At 47.0% G+C, this 19,468-nt stretch carries 16 protein-coding genes; 10 read left to right on the forward strand and 6 right to left on the reverse strand.

The genetic code is table 11. The annotated features are described in order from the left end of the window. Window positions 1-373 precede the first annotated feature (373 nt). From DYADSP32_RS02500 to DYADSP32_RS02535, 8 genes are all read left to right on the forward strand, one after another. Window positions 374-3,025, forward strand: coding sequence for a c-type cytochrome (locus tag DYADSP32_RS02500; RefSeq protein WP_149244189.1), 2,652 nt, complete (start codon window positions 374-376; stop codon window positions 3,023-3,025). A 70-nt stretch (window positions 3,026-3,095) separates the two neighbouring features. Next, a complete protein-coding gene (locus tag DYADSP32_RS02505) occupies window positions 3,096-4,331 on the forward strand; it encodes a Tm-1-like ATP-binding domain-containing protein (RefSeq protein ID WP_149244188.1) in 1,236 nt (411 codons plus the stop codon). An 88-nt stretch (window positions 4,332-4,419) separates the two neighbouring features. Continuing rightward, complete coding sequence (locus DYADSP32_RS02510) at window positions 4,420-5,283, forward strand: phosphoenolpyruvate hydrolase family protein (RefSeq protein WP_149244187.1); 864 nt, start codon at window positions 4,420-4,422, stop codon at window positions 5,281-5,283. A 30-nt stretch (window positions 5,284-5,313) separates the two neighbouring features. Further along, window positions 5,314-6,105 carry a HipA family kinase gene (locus tag DYADSP32_RS02515; protein ID WP_149244186.1) on the forward strand — a complete coding sequence of 264 codons (792 nt, stop codon included), beginning with the start codon at window positions 5,314-5,316 and terminating at the stop codon, window positions 6,103-6,105. Then, window positions 6,083-6,466: a DUF3037 domain-containing protein gene (locus DYADSP32_RS02520; protein ID WP_149244185.1), complete on the forward strand. Its 384-nt coding sequence runs from the start codon at window positions 6,083-6,085 to the stop codon at window positions 6,464-6,466. The genes DYADSP32_RS02515 and DYADSP32_RS02520 overlap by 23 nt, the downstream gene beginning before the upstream one ends. A gap of 50 nt (window positions 6,467-6,516) precedes the next feature. Beyond that, the gene (locus DYADSP32_RS02525; RefSeq protein ID WP_414617459.1) at window positions 6,517-6,984 is read left to right on the forward strand and encodes a hypothetical protein; all 468 of its coding nucleotides are present in this window, start codon (window positions 6,517-6,519) and stop codon (window positions 6,982-6,984) included. 34 nt (window positions 6,985-7,018) lie between these two features. Further along, entirely contained in the window at window positions 7,019-7,597 is a 579-nt protein-coding gene (locus tag DYADSP32_RS02530) for a DUF4202 domain-containing protein (protein ID WP_149244184.1), read from the forward strand. A gap of 223 nt (window positions 7,598-7,820) precedes the next feature. Continuing rightward, on the forward strand, window positions 7,821-8,012 hold the full coding sequence (locus tag DYADSP32_RS02535; RefSeq protein ID WP_149244183.1) for a cold-shock protein: 192 nt from the start codon (window positions 7,821-7,823) through the stop codon (window positions 8,010-8,012). Window positions 8,013-8,092: 80 nt separating this feature from the next. Here DYADSP32_RS02535 and DYADSP32_RS02540 read toward each other — a convergent pair whose 3' ends face one another. Next, window positions 8,093-9,376, reverse strand: a complete 1,284-nt coding sequence (locus DYADSP32_RS02540) for a Gfo/Idh/MocA family protein (RefSeq protein WP_149244182.1) — start codon at window positions 9,374-9,376, stop codon at window positions 8,093-8,095. A gap of 373 nt (window positions 9,377-9,749) precedes the next feature. Here DYADSP32_RS02540 and DYADSP32_RS02545 point away from each other — a divergent pair, with 373 nt between their 5' ends. Both DYADSP32_RS02545 and DYADSP32_RS02550 read left to right on the forward strand, forming a co-directional pair. Further along, window positions 9,750-10,799, forward strand: coding sequence for a sialidase family protein (locus DYADSP32_RS02545; RefSeq protein ID WP_414617460.1), 1,050 nt, complete (start codon window positions 9,750-9,752; stop codon window positions 10,797-10,799). A gap of 115 nt (window positions 10,800-10,914) precedes the next feature. After that, on the forward strand, window positions 10,915-11,613 hold the full coding sequence (locus DYADSP32_RS02550) for a DUF4253 domain-containing protein (RefSeq protein ID WP_149244181.1): 699 nt from the start codon (window positions 10,915-10,917) through the stop codon (window positions 11,611-11,613). 13 nt (window positions 11,614-11,626) lie between these two features. On the opposite strand, the gene DYADSP32_RS02555 is transcribed toward DYADSP32_RS02550, so the two are convergent. The 5 genes from DYADSP32_RS02555 to DYADSP32_RS02575 form a co-directional block, all read right to left on the reverse strand. Beyond that, window positions 11,627-12,793: a sialidase family protein gene (locus DYADSP32_RS02555; RefSeq protein WP_149244180.1), complete on the reverse strand. Its 1,167-nt coding sequence runs from the start codon at window positions 12,791-12,793 to the stop codon at window positions 11,627-11,629. Window positions 12,794-12,886: 93 nt separating this feature from the next. Beyond that, entirely contained in the window at window positions 12,887-14,065 is a 1,179-nt protein-coding gene (locus DYADSP32_RS02560; protein WP_149244179.1) for an AGE family epimerase/isomerase, read from the reverse strand. 155 nt (window positions 14,066-14,220) lie between these two features. Next, the gene (locus DYADSP32_RS02565; protein WP_414617461.1) at window positions 14,221-16,869 is read right to left on the reverse strand and encodes a sodium:solute symporter family transporter; all 2,649 of its coding nucleotides are present in this window, start codon (window positions 16,867-16,869) and stop codon (window positions 14,221-14,223) included. Continuing rightward, window positions 16,869-17,810 (reverse strand): dihydrodipicolinate synthase family protein, encoded by a 942-nt coding sequence (locus tag DYADSP32_RS02570; protein WP_149244178.1) that lies wholly within the window; start codon window positions 17,808-17,810, stop codon window positions 16,869-16,871. Before DYADSP32_RS02570 ends, DYADSP32_RS02565 begins: the two co-directional genes overlap by 1 nt. Window positions 17,811-17,884: 74 nt before the next feature. Then, the gene (locus tag DYADSP32_RS02575) at window positions 17,885-19,465 is read right to left on the reverse strand and encodes a RagB/SusD family nutrient uptake outer membrane protein (RefSeq protein WP_149244177.1); all 1,581 of its coding nucleotides are present in this window, start codon (window positions 19,463-19,465) and stop codon (window positions 17,885-17,887) included. Window positions 19,466-19,468: the final 3 nt, after the last annotated feature.

Genomic DNA, 19,468 nt, shown 5'->3' on the forward strand with positions numbered 1-19,468 from the left:
ATGGCTGGCATGAGCCTGCAGTTTTGGGTCGGCAGGACACCGGATTAGAATTTCAAATTCGGTCTGTAGCCAAAATTCCACCCACAAATCCCCATACGCCTCTTTCTGCAAAAGTGTTGCTGATTGCTAAAAGAGGCATGATATGAGCTTGTGATCACAGGAAGAATTAGTTTCTTTTTAATTGATTAAAACTTTAAAGAAACGGTTTCCTCAAAAGCGATAGTCGGCCAAACTTCCTGAGTCAGATACCACAGAGGGGCTAACATGATCTGGCGAGCTGTTTTTTTCGCTAGGCTTATAGGCTCAACACTTTTTCAAATATGCAGATGTTGCGTACCTTGGCAACCAATTCCTACCAACCCATTGATACGTTATGCCAAAATTTACATGGAGTCTGCTCTCGCTTATATTACTGCTTTACTGGTACACCCCCAAGCCGACTAGTTCCGGCTTAACCCCGGTCGTGCAGCCGACTGCGCCCACAGATTCGCTAAAGACAGCGAAGAGCTGGCCGGACGAGCTGAATGTGACGGGTTTTGCGGGCCCGGACGTTACGCCAAGCCCGGCATGTTTGGCTGTTTCGGCAACGGGAGATGTGTTTGTAGGAGTAGATATGATCGGCTCATTGGGCAAAACACCTGGGAAAGGTAGCATCGTTAAGCTCGTTGATCATAATAATGATGGGGTGTTGGATAAGCATACGGTGTTCGCGATGGTGGATGATCCCAGAGGAATAATATCTTCCGGAGATCAGGTATTTGTACTACATACTACATTTTCCGTAGAAACCGGAAAAGCCTCGGGTATGGATCTGGTGGTTTTTGAGGACAAAGACCGGGATGGGGTGGCCGATGGCCCTTCTCAGCCGCTGATCCAGCATATCAGTTCTGCCAAGTTCCTGCAAAGCAGGGGAACCGACCACTCAACCAATGGAATTCGCATGGGTATTGACGGTTGGATATACATTGCTGTGGGTGACTTTGGATTTCATGACGCTGTGGACAGGTCGGGCAAAAAACTGACGCAGTTGGGAGGTGGGATTGTGCGTGTGAGGCCCAATGGCACTGAGATGGAGGTTTACACCCATGGATTGCGTAACATTTATGACGTTGCCATTGATCCTTTTATGAATATTTTCACCCGCGACAACACCAATGATGGTGGTGGATGGAATATTCGTTTTAGCCATCAGATACAATCGGGTGAATATGGTTATCCTTTGTTATTTCAGCATTTTACTGATGAGATCATCCCTGCCCTGGTGGACCTGGGAGGAGGTTCTGGCACGGGCTCATTGTTTATGGACGATGCCACCTGGCCCGAAAAGTATAATAAGGTGCCGATGATGGCCGATTGGGGCCGAAGCCAGGCATATATTCACCGGGTGGTACCCGATGGTGCCACTTTCAAACAACAGGAAGAAGGTTTTATTCAGCTTTCACAAATCACCGATCTGGATGTTGATGCATCGGGTCGTCTGTTTCTTTCAGCCTGGGATGGCGCCGGGTATTCGGGTAACCCCTCCAAGGGCTATATCGTAAGAGCGGTTCCCAAGAATTGGAAGTATGTACCCTTTCCTGATCTGAAAAAATCTACAGCTGATGAACTTATTAATTTTCTGAAATCGGAAAGTTCTGTAGCACGTTTACATGCACAGCAGGAGTTGCTCAGAAGACCTGGTCGTATTGCCGTGGAGGCAGGTTGGAAGCTGGCATCCGATAAGTCGCTTCCTTTACACATTCGTGTGGCCGGGATTTTTACGTATGCACAGGCTGCCGGCGAGAACGGTATAGCTAACCTTGTAAAACTAACTGCTGAAAGCGATGTTCAGGAATTTGCCTTGCGGGCGCTGGCCGATCGTAAAACGCTCAATAAAAATGTACCTGTTGAGCCATTTCTCAGAGGGTTGAAAAATCCTTCTGCCCGTGTGCAGGTAGCGGCAACGGTAGGTCTTGGACGACTCAATAGGGCCGACATGGCCAAAGCGCTCCTTCAGGTAAAGGTTCCTGCCTCTTTTGCCGCTCCGGAGCGGAACGTAGAAGGTCCTCACGCCACGCCCAATTCCGCCATCATCCCGGCTCATATCGCGGTACAGGCACTTGTAAGCCTGAATGCCGTAGATGCATGTGTCGGGGCTATCGGAACGGCCAACAGTACCCTGGCATTGTGGGCACTTCGTTACATGTATGATGCCAAGGCAGTGAATGGCCTGATTGCAGCCTATAAAAAGACAACGGATACAAATCTTAAAAGGCAAATAATGATTACCCTGTCGCGACTCTATAAAAGGGAGGCCCCTTATGAAGGTTTAACCTGGTGGAGTACCCGGCCGGATACACATGGTCCATTTTACAATGGTTTGGTTTGGGAGTCTTCCCCTGCGATCAGGACCATGCTTATGGCCGAATGGAATAAGGCGGATGTAAAAGGAAAGGAATTTTTCGAAGAGATCAACGCCAGGCATCGGATGGGTATAACTGAGTTTGGTGAAGAAGATGTGATTGCCGCCAACGGTGAAACCAAAGTGGATTTGAACAAAATCAAAAATAAAAAAGGGCAGGTGGGCGAAGCGTCCATTGAAGACGTGATGCTTGCGATGGCAACAATCAAGGGCGACCCGGCAAAGGGGAAAATGCTCTTTGCCCGTCAGGGTTGTGTTGCATGTCATAGTTTGACCAAAGGTGAAACCATGAAGGGGCCGTATATGGGGCAGATCGGGTCAATCATGAATCGTGAGCAAATCGCTGAATCCATTCTGAAGCCCAATGCATCCATTTCGCAAGGGTTTACATCCGTTATCATCACAGCAAAAGGAGATAAAACGTACATGGGATTTATTACTCAGGAGTCGGCAGACAGGCTGGTTCTGAGAAATATTGCGGGGGAGGTTTTCAATGTTAAAACATCGGATATTCTGTCCAGACAAGAATTGGAAAATTCTATGATGCCCGAAGGCCTTGCCAATGCGCTTACTTATGAGGAATTTGCGTCTTTGCTCACTTTTCTGTCACAACAAAAAAAATAAACCCAAAGGGCGCTTGTATGGTTAAAGGGGCCTCTTTTCCTGTATATGGTCGTAAACTGATGCATAACCGATGCCTGAAAAATCTATTCTGATTCTTGGATGTTTTGATACGAAGGGTGAAGTTTTCTCCTTTCTTCGAAGCAGAATTTTGGAACTCGGGGAGCAGGTAATCACTGTCAACACGGGTGTGATGGGGACTACTGATCTTTTTCCTGTGGATTTCGAGGCGGACACGGTGGCAAGGCATGCGGGGAAAAGCATCCATGAACTGAGGCTGGAAGCCGATCGGGGGCATGCCATCGAAGTAATGGGGCTTGGTGCAGGGAGAATAGTTGCACAATTGCTTAGCGATGGGAAAATTAAAGCTGCCATTGGTATGGGTGGGGGAGGTGGTACCTACATTGCGCTCTCAGCAATGCAGAACATACCGTTGGGGATTCCCAAGTTCTGTGTGACCACCCTGGCAACAAAGGATCTTTCCAGGCAAATTGGTAATAAGGACATTACCCTGATGCCTTCAATAGTTGACGTGGCAGGTATCAATAGCATCAGTAGTGTGCTTTTTACACAGGCGGCGGCAGCAGTGTGCGCGATGAGCAACGCGCCCAGGCAAACTCACAAGTCGATTATGGGTAGTGTTGCAATCAGTATGTTTGGAAATACTACAGCCTGTGTGTATCAGTGCACGCAATTGCTGGAAAGTAAGGGTTTCGAAGTGATGGCTTTTCATGCCAATGGAGTTGGTGGTAGGACCTTGGAGGCGCTGGTCAGAGAGGGATGCTTTGATGCTGTACTGGACATTACTACCACGGAACTTGCCGATGACCTTTGCAACGGTGTCTGCTCGGCCGGTCCCGAACGTCTCACCGCTGCCGCTGAAATGGGAATCCCACAGGTGGTTGTGCCCGGATGTATGGATATGGTCAATTTTTCTCATCTGGACACAGTTCCGGAAAAATATCGTGATCGGCACCTTTACAGCTGGGCACCGGATGTAACCCTGATGAGAACCAATGAAGAGGAGAACTTGATTCTTGGCAGCAGGCTAGCCCAAAAGCTGAACGCTTCAAAGGTTGCAACGCTGATGGTTCTACCTTTGAAAGGTCTTTCGCAACTGGATTCAGAAGGCGGGATTTTTTATGAACCTGATGTCAACGGAATTTTATTTGATTCCATTAAGAGAGAAGCGGGTAAGGGACTGAAAGTGATTGAATCCGACGCACACATCAATGATCCCGAATTTGCTGAATTGCTCGTAAATAAACTTTTAGAAGTTTTAAGCGCAAAAAAACATGTTTCCGAATGAAACAGATTTTCAGAAATATTTGAAGTATTAAACTAACCTATCAGAACAGAAAACCGCAGGCCAGAGGCTTGCGCTAACAATAATCATTATGCCAAATCAATGGACAGGTAAAGGGAATCCTTATACCAGACAAGAAGTGAGAGATCGCCTTCAGGCTACACTTAATCAGAAAAAAGCCATTATTGCCGCCGGCGCGGGGACGGGGATCAGTGCCAAATTTATCGAAAAAGGGGGGGCGGATCTGATCATTATCTACAATTCCGGCCGTTTCAGGATGGCTGGTCATGGTTCCACAGCCGGTTTGATGGCGTATGGCGATGCCAATGCGGTGGCCATGGAAATCGGTGAGTTTGAGGTGCTGCCCGTAGTGGAGGAAGTGCCGGTTATTTGTGGCGTCTATGGCTCGGATCCCCGTCGCCGAATGTGGCATCATTTGTTAAAAGTGAAGGAAATGGGTTTCTCAGGGATCAATAATTTTCCTACCCATTCGATTGTGGACGGTCACTTCCGAAATGTACTGGAAGAAACCGGAATGGGCTTCGATAAGGAAGTGGAGATGGTGAGGCTTGCCACCAAAATGGATCTGTTTTCCATCGTATATGTAGCAAAACCTGAGGAGGCCAGGCAAATGGCCGAGGCTGGCGCGGATGCCATTATTGCGCATGTGGGTACCACAGTAGGTGGTTCGATAGGTGTTGTAGAGGCGTCGTGCACGATGGACGACGCCATCTCCCGCACAATTGAAATTATGGAAGCAGGGAGAGCTGTAAACCCGGATATTTTTTTTCTGGCGCATGGCGGTCCGATCAATACGCCGGAAGATGTGAAAATTATTCTGGAAAAAACGGGTGTTCATGGATTTGTAGGAGCCTCTTCGTTAGAGCGCATGGGTGTAGAAAAGTCGCTGACCGACCTCACCAGGCAGTTTAAATCACTGACGATTTCTGAATAATAATTTTGCAGCGTGCTAACCGTATCGTGAATGAGTGCTATTGAACTAAGAACCGTGGATGTGGTCCGTTACGTTACGCCACTTCGGGAAGGAGGATCTCTGCCGGCCATTGCAGAGGCGAATGACGGGTTTCTCTATGTTCTCAAATTTCGTGGTGCCGGACAGGGCGTAAAAGCGCTCATCGCTGAGCTGATTGGCGGAGAAATTGCCCGGTTACTTGGTCTTCGCGTACCCGAGCTGGTCTTTGCAAATTTGGATGAAGCCTTTGGCAGAACCGAACCGGATGAAGAAATTCAGGATTTGCTTCGGGCCAGTACCGGGCTTAACCTCGCCATTCATTATTTATCCGGGGCTATCACATTTGACCGCCTCGTGACCACCGTTGATCCACTGCTTGCCTCCCGGATCGTCTGGCTGGATTGTCTTCTCACCAACGTGGATCGTACCGTCCGCAACACCAATATGCTGATGTGGCATAAAGAACTTTGGCTCATCGATCATGGGGCATCCCTGTATTTTCACCATTCCTGGGAAAACTGGAAGGAGCAATCACTTCGTCCTTTTAGTCAGGTGAAGGATCATGTATTGTTACCAATGGCTACCGAACTGGTTCAGGTAGACCAGGATTTTCGTTCCATTCTGACAGCTGAACGGATCGGCGCCATTGTGGCACTCATTCCCGACAATTGGTTGACGTTTGGTGACCTGGACGAGTCTGCGGATGAGCGCCGTGAGGTGTATGCCGGATTTCTGAATTCCAGAATTGCCAATTCTCATGTATTTGTAAACGAAGCGCAGCATGCAAGAGCATCACTTATTTGAGTACGCCGTGATCCGCGTTGTACCCAGGGTGGAGCGTGAGGAATTTGTCAATGTGGGTGTGGTTTTGTTTTGTCAATCGCAAAGGTTTTTGAAGGCCCTCTATTGCGTGGATGAAAAAAAACTAGCGGCATTTTCTCCAACAATGGATTTGGCAGAGATAGAAAGTTATCTTCATGCATTTGCCAGGATTTGTGACGGAGGTTTGCCAGGCGGAGCCATTGGTGCGCTGCCTGTTGCTTCCAGATTCCGATGGCTAACAGCTACACGGAGTTCTGTGGTGCAGGCTTCAAAGGTTCACCCGGGTTATTGTAAGAGCCCGGACGAAACCCTGGAAAAACTGTTTGCAGCCCTGGTTCTTTAGTAATTTAATTCTTTTAGACCGATGTGATCCGCCAACTATATCAATATTGTATGAAAACACTTACTTCGTTTGCCGGTCTTTTCTGTTTGTTTATCCTGATGGTATCCTGTAACAGTGGGGCAAAAGATCCTGTACAGGCGTCGGAAAGATTGTTGAGCCCGACCAAATGGTATATCAGTGAAATATGGGTGAACGACGCCCTGACTTTCAGTGAAGGGAAAATGAAACCGCAATTCGGTGGCATCGAATTTGACCGGTACATGGAGAGTGTGGCGTTTAAAAAGGAAGGGATTTTTCTGGGATATTTTAAAGACGATTCGAAAGCAATGACCCTGCGTTGGAAGGTTAACCAGGCAAATGTGTCGGTAGGAGCGGTAGATTCTACTGCAAAGGGAGGAGAATGGACGATAGCGCCACAGGATGTCCTTAAAGGTGCTTTTACGATGAAAACGCAGAGTACGGCGTATGACTTTCCGCGTATGACAAAAATTGCTTTAAAGTATAAAACAGATCAGTGAGCTTACAGTACAGAAGAAACTGAATTTTACCGTCATGGATAAATTAGAAAAGGCATTTGCGCTTTTTGACGCGTACAATAAACGTTCGCCGGAACTGATCAGATGGGATGGGCAGGATTTCCCTTTGGAGTATTTCTACGCAGTGAAATTATACGATTGGGTAAGAAAACTGGACCCTGCGGCTGGCGAAAGTTTACTGCTTGCCTCGAGGAGCCAGCATATCGGGCGATGGGAAATCCCCCGGAACACCTATCCGGATGGCCGGGTGGGTTATCTGAAATGGCGAAGCGATTTGTCGAAATTTCATGCGTCCAAAGCCACCGAACTGATGGAGGTTGCAGGCTACGATCCAGAAACCTGCAACCAGGTAAGGGAGATTATATTAAAACAAAAGCTAAAATTGAATCCAGATGTGCAGACCATTGAAAATGCACTTTGTCTTGTATTTCTGGAATTTCAATTCGATGACCTGATCGGAAAACAAAGCGAAGAGAAGATGGTCAATATTCTCCGGAAAACTTGGGCGAAAATGAGTGATCCCGGAAGAAATATGGCGCATACGCTGGATTACAGTGAAACAGCAAAGTCGCTTCTCGGTAAGGCGCTGGAATGAAAAGATCTTATCGATAACCATATTCTTCGAAGCTTCCTGATGTCTTTTGACTGGTGTAAATAAATACAGATTCACTTCATTTCATTTAACTGCCTTAATTTCAGTTATTTAGATAATAATCATTAAAGAGGAATAATTATTTTAAGCTCTATTTTCTTAATTTATTAGGAAAGACCGTTTATTGCCCGCACCTTTGTATCCTAAATTTTTTAATAAAAGGATAATGCACGAAGGAACAGTTAAATTTTTCAATGATACCAAAGGATTTGGTTTCATTTCACCATCATCTGGTGAGCAAGACATTTTTGTACACGTATCAGGTCTTAATGACGATATCCGTGAAAATGACAAAGTGTCGTATGACGTAGAAAATGGTAAAAAAGGTCTAAACGCGGTTAACGTAACAGTTATCTAAGTTTAATCATAAATCATTGATGAAACCGTTTCCAGATTCTGGAAACGGTTTTTTTAGTTTTAGGGTTGGTGCAAATTACTTTACACAAGATCCCAGCCCTTTCTAGGTTTGCGGGACAGCAGGCGGTTGGCCTCTTTGTCGCCGACAAATTTTTCCTTCCCTGCATTCCAGGTGAGTTCTCTCTTCAAACGATACGAGATGAGCCCCAGGTGCATAGGCATCGTTAGTTCACGGGCATATGCCAGATTGGACTCTGGTTGCGTTCTTGCTTTTACCGCATCTACGAAGTTTTGCTGATGACCCGGTGATCTTGGATTGGTAATGGGTATGGATGGGATATCCTTTACAGTTTCACCATTGATGGTGATGGATCTGGTATTGTAATCACACATCAGCGTTCCTTTTTCACCTTCAAAATAGGCGCCTATACCTTGTGCCGCAGCGCCGGGAATATTTGGTGGAAGGGAAGTCCATAGAATTTTCAGGCCGTCAAATTCGTAGTCAACATCCAGCGTTTTGGGAGCGTCCGCTATGCCTTCGTAGGCGGTGCCGCGTGCGTTTATTTTTTTTAACCCCTTCGGCGCGATGGACGAGTATACAACATCGGCAATGTGACACCAGAAATCAGCAAATTCTCCGCCGGAATAGTCGAGGAAATACCGGTAGGTGAAATGGCATTTTTCCGGGATGTATTCCGTGTAAGGCGCAGGCCCTAGCCACATATCCCAGTTCAATGTTTTGGGGATTGGCTTTACAGTTGGTGAGCCTAATTCCTTTGTATTAGGCTGCTTCCATAACCGAACGGTATGCACATTTCCAATGGCGCCCGATTTTATGATTTCCACAACCCGATGAAAGTTGTCTCCGGCATGGATCTGATTTCCCATCTGGAATATCCGGTTGTGTTTATTCATGTGCTTCAGCATCATCTGGCCTTCTTTCATACTATACGACAGCGGCTTTTCACCGTATACGTCCTTGCCAGCCTGAAACGCAAGCGTTGCAATCTGAGCGTGCCAGTGATCAGGTGTGGCGACCGTTATCGCATCGATATCCTTACGCTCAAGTAACTTACGAAAATCGCCATAGGTATCTACTTTACCATTGGGTTGCATTTCCAGAAGCCTTTTTCGCGTTTCGCCCAGATGCAACTCGTCCACATCACAAAGTGCAACAATCTCAACATCAGGCAAATTGGCAAACCATTTCATGTGGCTGTTTCCCATACCGCCAAGGCCTACGTGGGCGATGCGAAGCCTGTCGCTGGGAGCAGCTTTCCCGTTGAGCGAGGGAAGGAGTGTAAAGCCCAGTGCACCAAGGGCAGTGGTTTTGATAAAGTCTCTCCTGCTGGTATTTTCTGTCATGTTTTGATAGGTTTTTGGGTTAGGTGGCTCAATATAATATTTATTTGACATTTTATTTCCTTCCCCGGAAACCTCATAATGTTTTCCCGCTGATCCAATTCCCGCAGATTATTGCAGAAGCAGTTCTTTATAAATGTTATCTATCAAACTTACCCTCTCAATAAACCACAACGCCTGCATAATCCTCTTCAATCTGCGTTCTAAAATCACCTTCAATCTGCGAAATATCTTACGATTATTTAATCTTAGGTTGAAAAGATATTACTGTGAAAGACCGTATTGTGGCTAGTTTCCAGTTATTTTATAATACTTGATAAGTAGTTCGGGAGATTGGCTGCCTATTTACATGAAGATATTTATAGCATTACGAATTATGAACCCTTTATTGAAAGTATTTGCAAGAGTACTTCTTGCTCTGGTGGTAACGGAGGCCGCTGTATCCGGGCAGGCTGTAAAAGAAGTGGCTGTGACTAAGATCTGGGATAAAGCCGAACACAATGCCTTTACAGATCTGATCAGGTTTAAAGAAACCTTCTATTGCTCTTTTAGGGAAGGGTCCGGTCATGTTCCTGGCACTGATGGCATCGTAAGGATTCTTAAATCAACGGATGGTAAAAGCTGGCAAAGTGTAGCCATGCTTGGAAAAGTGGGTGTCGACCTGAGGGATCCTAAGCTTTCGGTAACACCCGATGGCCGTCTCATGGTGATCATTGGAGGGTCCTATTATGAAAAGGGAAAGCTCATGGGCAGGCATCCCCATGTATCCTTTTCAGATAAATCAGGAAGCACTTTTTCCGAGCCCGAGAAAGTTAGTGTGGATCCTTCCATAGCATCCTGGGGAAGCTGGTATTGGCGGGTGACCTGGCATAAGGGTGTTGGATATGCCATGGATTATCAGATCGGGCCACAGGAACGGCGCGGGCCTTCGGCAATGTATCTGGTGAAAACCAAAGACGGGATTAATTTCGAAAAGGTTTCCAAACTGGAAATAGACGGATTTCCCAATGAGGCCACCATACGATTTGACAAGGCAGGGAAAATGCACGTAATGATCAGAAGGGAAATAGAGGACAAAATGGGTGTTTGGGCAACCAGTAAGGCGCCATTTACGCAGTGGAGTTTCCAGAAAATGGGCATAAGGCTCGGCGGTCCGAATTTTCTGTTTATGAAGGATGGCCGTGTGATTGCCGGAACGAGAGTTTATGAACCCAAAATTTACACCGCCTTGTTTTCCGGTAAACCAGGTGGTGAGATGCAACAAATCTTCACCTTCCCTTCCGGTGGCGATAATAGTTATCCCGGGCTGGTGATGTATGACCGCAAGCTGTGGGTATCCTATTATTCCTCTCATGAGGGAAAAACAAGCATTTATCTCGCTGTGATCTCACGGGAAGACCTTGATGCTGCCCTGAAGAAACCATGAGTTAAGAATCACTATTTCACCTTTTTTTGTTGAAATACCTGTTAAATTGCGTACCTGTTTCAAAGCAGGTAGGTTTCCTGACCTATCCCGAAATTTAACTTTCCATTATACCTCCATGAAATGCACCATCTTCATCATATCACTGCTTGCATTGGCTTTCATCTCCGGTTGCACGTCTCAGAATGAATCGGGTACATACACACTGAACGATCGTGAGAAAAAACTGTGTGATTCACTGCAAATCGATCCGGCTATTATTGAGTTGATCCGTACTAAAAATAAAAGTTTCATCGAGCCTTTTCACTACTCGCGTTCCAAAATATACAAGGATGGGCAGGAGACAGAACTCGATCCGATTCGCCTGAATGGACTTGTTTTTGAAGAAAAAAACGAAAACGCATACGAGGTGGTTCTTGCCTTAAAGGATGATTTTAAAAAAGCCGGTTATACCCTCTTTTTGCTGGAAAATAATATGGGTCAAAAGAAAAGATGGGACAAAATAGGCGTGCTCAAAACCACAGACCAGTTCAGCATTCTCAAACAGATCGGGACAGATGGAGTAAACCACGGTATCGCCAACGACAGCCTGGTGACCATTGTGAAACAATTTGACAAAAAATATAAACTGGAACTAATAGGGGCATCGGGCGACTGGTGCGAATTTAATATCAAAAGTGAACCCACAGACTGGGACGAGTTTGCGAATGAGGTCTACAGGGTTTGCCCCGACGTGGTGGAGCAGGGGACAGGGTCTGTGGAATCCTTGAAAGAAATAATGAAACGCACTAAACGATTGTATTTCTGGTGGGATTAAAAAAACCTTGTCCCTATTTCTTCCAATTCATAATTTTAAATGAGATGGATTTGTAATCATTACGCTCGTAGAGGACACCCACGCTGTTTTTTCCGGTTTGAACCAGATCGGAGTAAGCCGTGAAGTCCTCCTCATTGTTTGTGCTTTTGTCTATAAGATAACTTTTCGCCCATGTTTTGCCGTCATCAAAACTGATCCTGAGCGTCAGGTTGTCGCGTTTCTGTGTATCGGCGGCGTTTGAGAAGGCCAGGATGTTTCCGGTTTTTGACCTGCCAATCGTTAGAATACTTCCTTCACACACCGGATCGGGCAGGTTAGGATCAAAGTAGGTTGTATCCCATTTTGCTCCGCCATCGCTGCTGACGGCCACAATACGCGCTTTGACGTCTCCTTTCTGATTCCTGGAATTGAATAGTAGCCGGCCTCCGGAAATCTCTGCGGCGGTCGCTTCATTGGAACCTTCAAAGGAAATGTCCTCGCTGATCCGGAATGTTTTTCCATGGTCGTCGCTGTAAAATCCATGTGCCTGGTAGTCTGTTGATTTTGGTTTTGGGTCGCCGGCTGAGTGGTTGGCAGCAATGTAAATACGTCCCTTGAACTTGCCCGTTGTAAATTGCATGGCATGACCAGGGGTGTTGGCATAACTTCTCCAGTCTTCCTTGAAGTTGTATTTCGGGTTTACCTTTGGTTGGTTGGGTCTATGTGTCATCAGTGTGATATTCACAGGTTCCGACCAGGTTTTTCCCTGATCCGTTGACGTTTTATACCACACTTCTCTCAACCCATTCCCCTTTCTGACTTCGTTTTCATGGTTGTTGCCGGTGTTGTAGAACAGAAATAACCTTCCTTGCGGATATGCCGGATCGGATTGGTCGAAAACTGGAGCGGGGTTTCCGGCCTGCAGATTGTCGTACGCCGCGACCGTTTGTATGGCAGACCAGCTTTTGCCACCATCCTGGCTCCGTTTCATCACAATGTCGATGTCGCCGAAATCTCCGCTACCGGCAACGCGTCCTTCCGCAAAGGCCAGAAGGTCGCCATTCGAAGCCTTCACAATCGCAGGTATCCGGAATGATTTGAAGCCCTCGGTGCCTGAAACGAAGACGGGTGTTTGTGCTGGTAGCATAGAACATGCTACAAAAATAAATATGAATGTACCAATGAGTCTGATCTGTTGCATGATGCTTTGTTTATGTAATTTAGGTTTAATTTTTAAAGTTAAACCTGGTTTTCGGTGATTTTTTATGGCTTGTAATACCCCATTTTCAGGTGATTAAATGGTATACTTCAATAACTGGCTGCAATACCATTCCTGACGGGGCAGGTGAAATGGTCCTTTAAACAAATTTCCTTTGGCGGTTTGCGCAATGGTACCGTCCCGGTGAAGATAGCCAAACCATTCGCCATGCTGTTTGTCATGAAAGTGGCTGTAGGCATAATCGTGAACTTGCTTATGCCACAGCGCATATTTTTCATTTCCGGTGAGGGTGTAGGCGAGTAATGTAGCAATGATTGCTTCGTTGTGCGGCCACCAGAATTTCATGTCCTGCCAGTATTCCTGCACAGGTTTGTGATACACATCCCTGAAATAAAATATACCGCCCATTTCTTGATCCCATCCCCGTTCCCACATGTAATCCAGCATTTTACAGCCCAGGTCAATCAGTCTGGGGTCGTTATTCCGGTGTTTTGCTTCATGTAGGATAAACCAGGCGCCTTCCATGGCATGCCCGGGATTAAGTGTGCGACCGTCGATATGATCGATTATGCTGCCATCGGGAGCTACCTGCTCCATCACGCATCGGATGTCATGCTTTACAAAATTTGTTTCGATTTCATTAATAAAACCATCGATGCAATCGTCGCAGCGCGGGTCGCCGATGGTATCTCTGAGCTGTTGTGCGGTGTTCATCAGTATCATGGGAACACCAATCCCTTTGGAAGGGCGGGTAGAAGTATATTTGGGTTGTAACAGGCCGGGCACTGTGGCATATTCAAGACATTTTCCAAACAGATTTCGGGCCATTATGGCTGCATTTTCGTCACCGCTCGCCCTAGCATAGGCCGCGTTCGCGATTACGGCAAAAGTTTCCGAAAAGAAATAGCGCCGTTTCCGAATCGGTTGCCCATCACGGGTGACGTGGAAAAACATTTGTCCATCCGTATCAAAGCAATGTGTATTCAGGAAATCGACGCCCATTTTTGCACCTTCCAGCCATTCTGTTTTAGGTTCGACTGTGTTGTACAAGGTGGAAAGTAGCCAGGCCGTCCGCCCTTGAATCCACACAGCCTTATCGTCGTCAATCAGCGAGCCATCCTGATCACGCATCAGTAAATAGCCGCCCTTTTCCTGGTCATAGGACCTCGGGAACCAGAAGGGTACCGTGTCACCGAGCAGTTGGTCCGAGTAAAATTGACCAAGCATTTTGAGATCAGATTTTGTATAACTCATGAAGTTGGGGAAAGGGTAGTGAAAGTCAGGTTTAGTTAAGAGTGGTCAGGAATAGTCAGGGATGGTCAGGGATGGTCAGGAATAGTCAGGAATAGTCAGGGATGGTCAGGAATGGTCAGGAATAGTCATTTATTGCCATGATTAGTCAGGTTTTGTCATCTGCGGATGGTTAAACCGGTCAGATCTTGTTCCCTGGGGAAAAGAAGGCTGATCAGATAGCCGAAAAATATACAACTCAACAGGCCTGAGAATGCGTACATGAGTAAATGCAGCTGGGTGTACTGCTGAATAAGTACCTGGGTAATGCAGCTCATGGCCATGCCAGCCATAACGCCTGTTCCGTTCGCTTTTTTTGTAAAAATCCCGAGAATGAACGCCCCGCCGATACATCCGGTGAACAGCCCTAGAATGGTGTTGAATTTGTCCCAGAGTGACGATACCCCTCTGTGCGCCATGTACAATGCAATGCAGGTAACAAAGATTCCCAACAGGAGTGTGGCTGCCCGGGCAAAGAAAAGGGTTTGTTTGGGCGTTACATCCGGATTCAACTTTTGATAAAAATCGGTGGTAAGCAAAGTTGCCGTTGAATTCATGCTGGCTTCGGTGCTGCTCATGGCCGCCGCGAATATTCCTGCAATCAACAAACCGGAGAAACCCACCGGAAGCTGGCTCACTATGTACCAGGGAAAAATATTGTCCTGGTTTTCCAGCGCCATATTGACCTCCCGGGGCTGTTCACAGAAAAACAAAAAGAGCAGTGTTCCAATCGAAAAAAAGACAATGGTAGACGGCAGTGTAAGCCACGCGCCCAGTTTCAGGCTCCGGATCGATTCCTTTTCGTCCGTTGTGGTCAGATAGCGCTGCACGGTGGTCTGGTCGGTGCCATAGGTAAGCAGGCTTATCGCCAGCCCTCCCACAATCACCACCCAAAAAGTAGGTTCGGAGAAATCGAGGCGAAAGTCAAATACTTTTAACTTTTCGGCATCCTGAAGTGCTGTAATCCCGCCTTTCCAGTCATTGATTTGAAACGGCAAATAAAACAGGCAGAACAATGCCCCGGACGCCAGGATCAATACCTGTATTACTTCCACCCAGATCACGGCTTCGATGCCACCTTTGACAGTGAAAAAAATGCTGATAACCCCAATGACAATGATGCAGATATTCACGTCAATCCCGGTAACCAGCGTCAGTGCAATGCTGGGCAGGAGAACCACTATGCCCATTCGTCCAAGTTGTAAAAGTACGTAGAGGGCCGAAGCCATGGCTCTGGATCCGTAGTTGAACCTTTTGCCCAGATATTCATAGGCCGATGTCACATGCAGGCGCCTGTAAAATGGGATGAAATATTTTGCTACCACGGGCATCACCATGATGATTGTCATGAGTAGGAAAAAATAGGTCCAGTCGGTTGCGTAGGTTTTGGCAGGGATACCCATGAAGGTGATCGCGCTAAGTTTAGCTCCGAAAATACTGATGCCGGCGGCCCATTGGGGGATGCGTTCGCCCCCTTTGAAATAATCGTTGGTGGTGCTGGTTTTATTGGTAAAAAGGAATCTTCCCGCAGTCATCAATAGAAAACATACAACGAGCACCGCGGAATCAATCCATGAGAAAAGGGAGGTATTCTGAATTTTTCCCATCGTAATCACTGGCGTCCTTATGCCTGGTGTGACTTCGCCGCTGGGAATGATGATGTCGCTACCCCATTTTACGGCAGTGGTAGTTACCTGGCCAGGCCCCGGTAAAGTTCCGGTTTTCGCCCAGGTATCGGTAACGGTGTTGTAAAGATAAATCTCCTTGCTGAAACCCTTATTACTGCTCAGTAACGCTACTTTTTCTGTCTGTAATTTTTGTTTTCCCGAATCATTTGTCGCCCCTGCAATCCGAGCGTTGAATGTCTCGATCTGGTGAAAAACATTGCCCTTATCTCCTCCGAACAATTGAATGTAGGAAGATCCAATGGAAAGCCCTGTCCCGGCTGATAGTGTAGTTGACGTGTTCCCATCACTGATGTCCGAGCGCTTTTCCCAGCCGTTATCCTGCGGATTATAGCAAAAAACGGTGCGGTGTAAATCGCTGATCCCGGTAGGGGAGCTGCTTCTGCCTCCGATTACATAAATACACGGATTTTTCCCGTTGCTCTGAGCAACGACCACGGAGTGGGACATGGCAACAGGTACATCAGGCAGACTTTTCCATACGGGATTTGCCGATGAAAGATCCATGCTTAGGAATTTTCCGGAGGGCTTTCCATTGCTTTCGCCACCTGATAAATATACAACCGAGCCGATACTGGTCGCTCCGGCGTTGGAGATGCCCGAGGGCAGTTCCGGCAGTTTTTTAAAAATGACATCCTTTTGTGAATCATTCCATTGCATCAAAAACACATCTTTGCTTGCTCCCTGCGGTGTGTCCCCACCCATGCAGACGACGCCGTCAGCTACCGACACACTTGCGCCGTAAGCGATATTTTGAAATAACTGCTTCGTTTTGGAAGAAATCCATTGCGCGGAATCCCCATTTTTTTGAAGGACGTAAATAGCATTATGATACACTTTCCGGCCTCCTTCCCAGGGCATACCGGCGGGGAAATTTGCACCTCCGGCTATGATCAGAACGCCGTTGTGAACGCCTGTAAATGCGCCGGCAACGCCCGGATGTTTACCTGTGGCATGAGCCGGTAATTCAGCAAGTTCGGACCATACGATTTTATTGGCCTTTTGTTCCTGGGCAGTTACGATGGATGAAAGCATAAAATGGATACCGAGCAACAGGCAGGACGCGATGTTTTTGATTTGCATTACAGGGAACTGGTTTCAATCATGGATCTGGATTTGTAGGCATCGAAATCAAGAAGTGCCACGTCGGATTTAAATGCTTCAAATTGGGCATCAGTCATGTTTTTGACAGGTAACCTGAAAGTTCCGCAGTCTATTCCCACAAGCTTCATGTAGGATTTACCCACAGATATGCCTCCATACTTGCCCAGAAGCCGGATCATATCAATTGATTTTTGTTGCAAGCGGGCCGCCATTTGCAGGTCTTGATTATTAAAGGCACCGATCAGCTCATAGTAAAGTGGTGCTGCATAATTGAAAGTGCTTCCCACGCCGCCTTTGGCCCCGATAGCCAGTGCCGATAGCAGGTTTTCATCACGTCCCCAGAGCATGTCGTATCGGCCATTCTGGTAATTAAGGCAGGATTGAAAGTCCATGAAATCTTCATGGGTATATTTTATTCCGGCGAAATTGGGAAGCTTGCCATCGATTGCCTTGAGCAGATCCAGCATGGGATACCCCACACCTGTCAGCACAGGAATGTGATAGTAGTAAAAGGGCATGTCCGGCACTGCATTTGCAATTTCCATGCAGCATTGTGCCAACATTTCTACACTGGCTGGTTTGAAATAAAAAGGGCTGGTGAATGACACTGCGTACAATCCAATATCCCGGGAGTGCTTGGCCAGATCAATGCAGTCGGCCATGCAGGTGCCACCCAGAAACATCATTACTTTGAATTCCGGATCGTTCCGTGAACAGTTTGCCCACGCACTGGCGATTTCCTTTTTTTCGGCAAGCGTCAGTGAAACACCTTCGCCAGTGGAGCCACAAATGAATGCGCCGGTGACCCCATTGGATTTTAAAAATTGATAATAGGCGGGAATCAGGGCCGTGTTGATGTTGCCGTTCCGGTTCATGGGTGTAAAGGGTGCAGCGATGAGGCCTGTTAAATGAGTGTTCATCTAAAATGAGCAATTAGGGAAGTGAATATTAAATGTGATTATGACCTAAAAAGCAATGTTTGACAGTCGGATACTTACTGTTCCGGCCTCGCTGTCGTGTAGCCGGGAGTCTGTTTTACCAAAGGATCATTCGTCCAGATGCCGGCTTCTATGGGCCACAAAATCCGGTAAGCCTGAGTCGCTTTGTCCAGGACGCCATAAGGATGACCAGTATTTTTGAATACAAGTGGTTCTGTATTAAATTTCATTCTTCGCAGATCGTACCAGCGTTTGCCTTCAAACACGAATTCTTTGCTCCTTTCAGCGAAAATAGCCAGTTCGTTGGCGTTCTTTGTCGAATTTACAAACGGTTTGGGATCTTTGGCAGGAGCAAAGGCCCGGTCTCGAACCGGCTGGATATACGTCCCAGGATCTCCTCCTTCCGCATTGACAATTTCTGCCAGCATCAGCAGCCGGTCCGCTTCCCGGTACACCGGCCAGTCATCCGAAAAATAGCGCTTGTTTGCATCGATGGTTCCCAGAAATTTCACAAGAGCGGTGTTTTTAACGGTAGCCACATAAGGGTTGGCAGCTGTATTCACCTTGTAATAGTCGTAAAAAGTGGCATTTCTGCGTGTATCCGCCAGGTCGTAGGATTGGAACAGTTCAAACGTGTATCCGTATCGCTGAATGACCTGTTGGGAGTTAGGAGCCGCCAGTACCAAAGGATCAACCAGGAAGTTACCCACACCGGCACTTGCGGTAGAGTCTTTATAGTGCAGCCCGTTAAAATTAAAAGTAGAGTAGGTGTAAGCGGCAACACCCCCCATTTCGGCTTCGCCCACCCGGTAACGAATGGCAAAAATGATCTCGCTGTTGTTTTTTTGAGCATAGGCGAACACATTGGCAAAGTTTGGCAGCAGGCTGCTTCCCGACGCCGCGGTTAACGCTGTTTTCGCCTCGGCAAGATCAGCGGTGTTGGCATACACTTTGGCCGACCACAGAAAAACTTCTCCCTTCAGCATCAATGCCGCTTTGGGCGACCATTGGCTTTTGTCCGTGGTACTTGCCTGGTTTCCAAACAGCGTAATCGATTTGTTTACATCCGTTTTGATGGCACCCAGAACGGCTTCTTCGGACGCGCGTTCTTTGCGTAGCTTCACAGCATCCGTTGTACCGTTCAAAACTTCCGCTTCCAGTCGCAGCGGTACACCGCCGTAAGTCCGCAACAAATGGAAGTAATAGTAGGCCCGCATTGCGTAGGCCTGTCCAAGCAGGTAATTCCTTCTGGTCTCAGGCAAAAATGAAACGGCTTCCACCTTTTGAATAAAGAGATTAATCTGAAGGATGGGGCCGTAAAATCCAGCCCAGCTACCAACGCCCGAAGATGTTTCTTCCAGCCGCTGTTCGATAACAGGCAATTCATTCAGTGAAGTTGCCTGCCGGTCAACGGTGCTGTATGTACCACCACGCATTTCACCAAGACGAACAAACTGAAATTGATTATCCCGGAACTGTTTGTGAAGTCCGACCATAAAATTGGTTACCTGGGATTCGTTTTTCCAGAAATTGGCGTCGCCAAAATAATCTTCCGGGGCCAGCTCCAGTGCGTTTTGGCAGGATGTGGCTAGTACCGAAAGCATTGCCCAGCATATAAAGTATTTGATCTTTTTCATCTT

It is taken from the genome of Dyadobacter sp. 32 (genome assembly GCF_902506755.1).
Taxonomy (GTDB): domain Bacteria; phylum Bacteroidota; class Bacteroidia; order Cytophagales; family Spirosomataceae; genus Dyadobacter.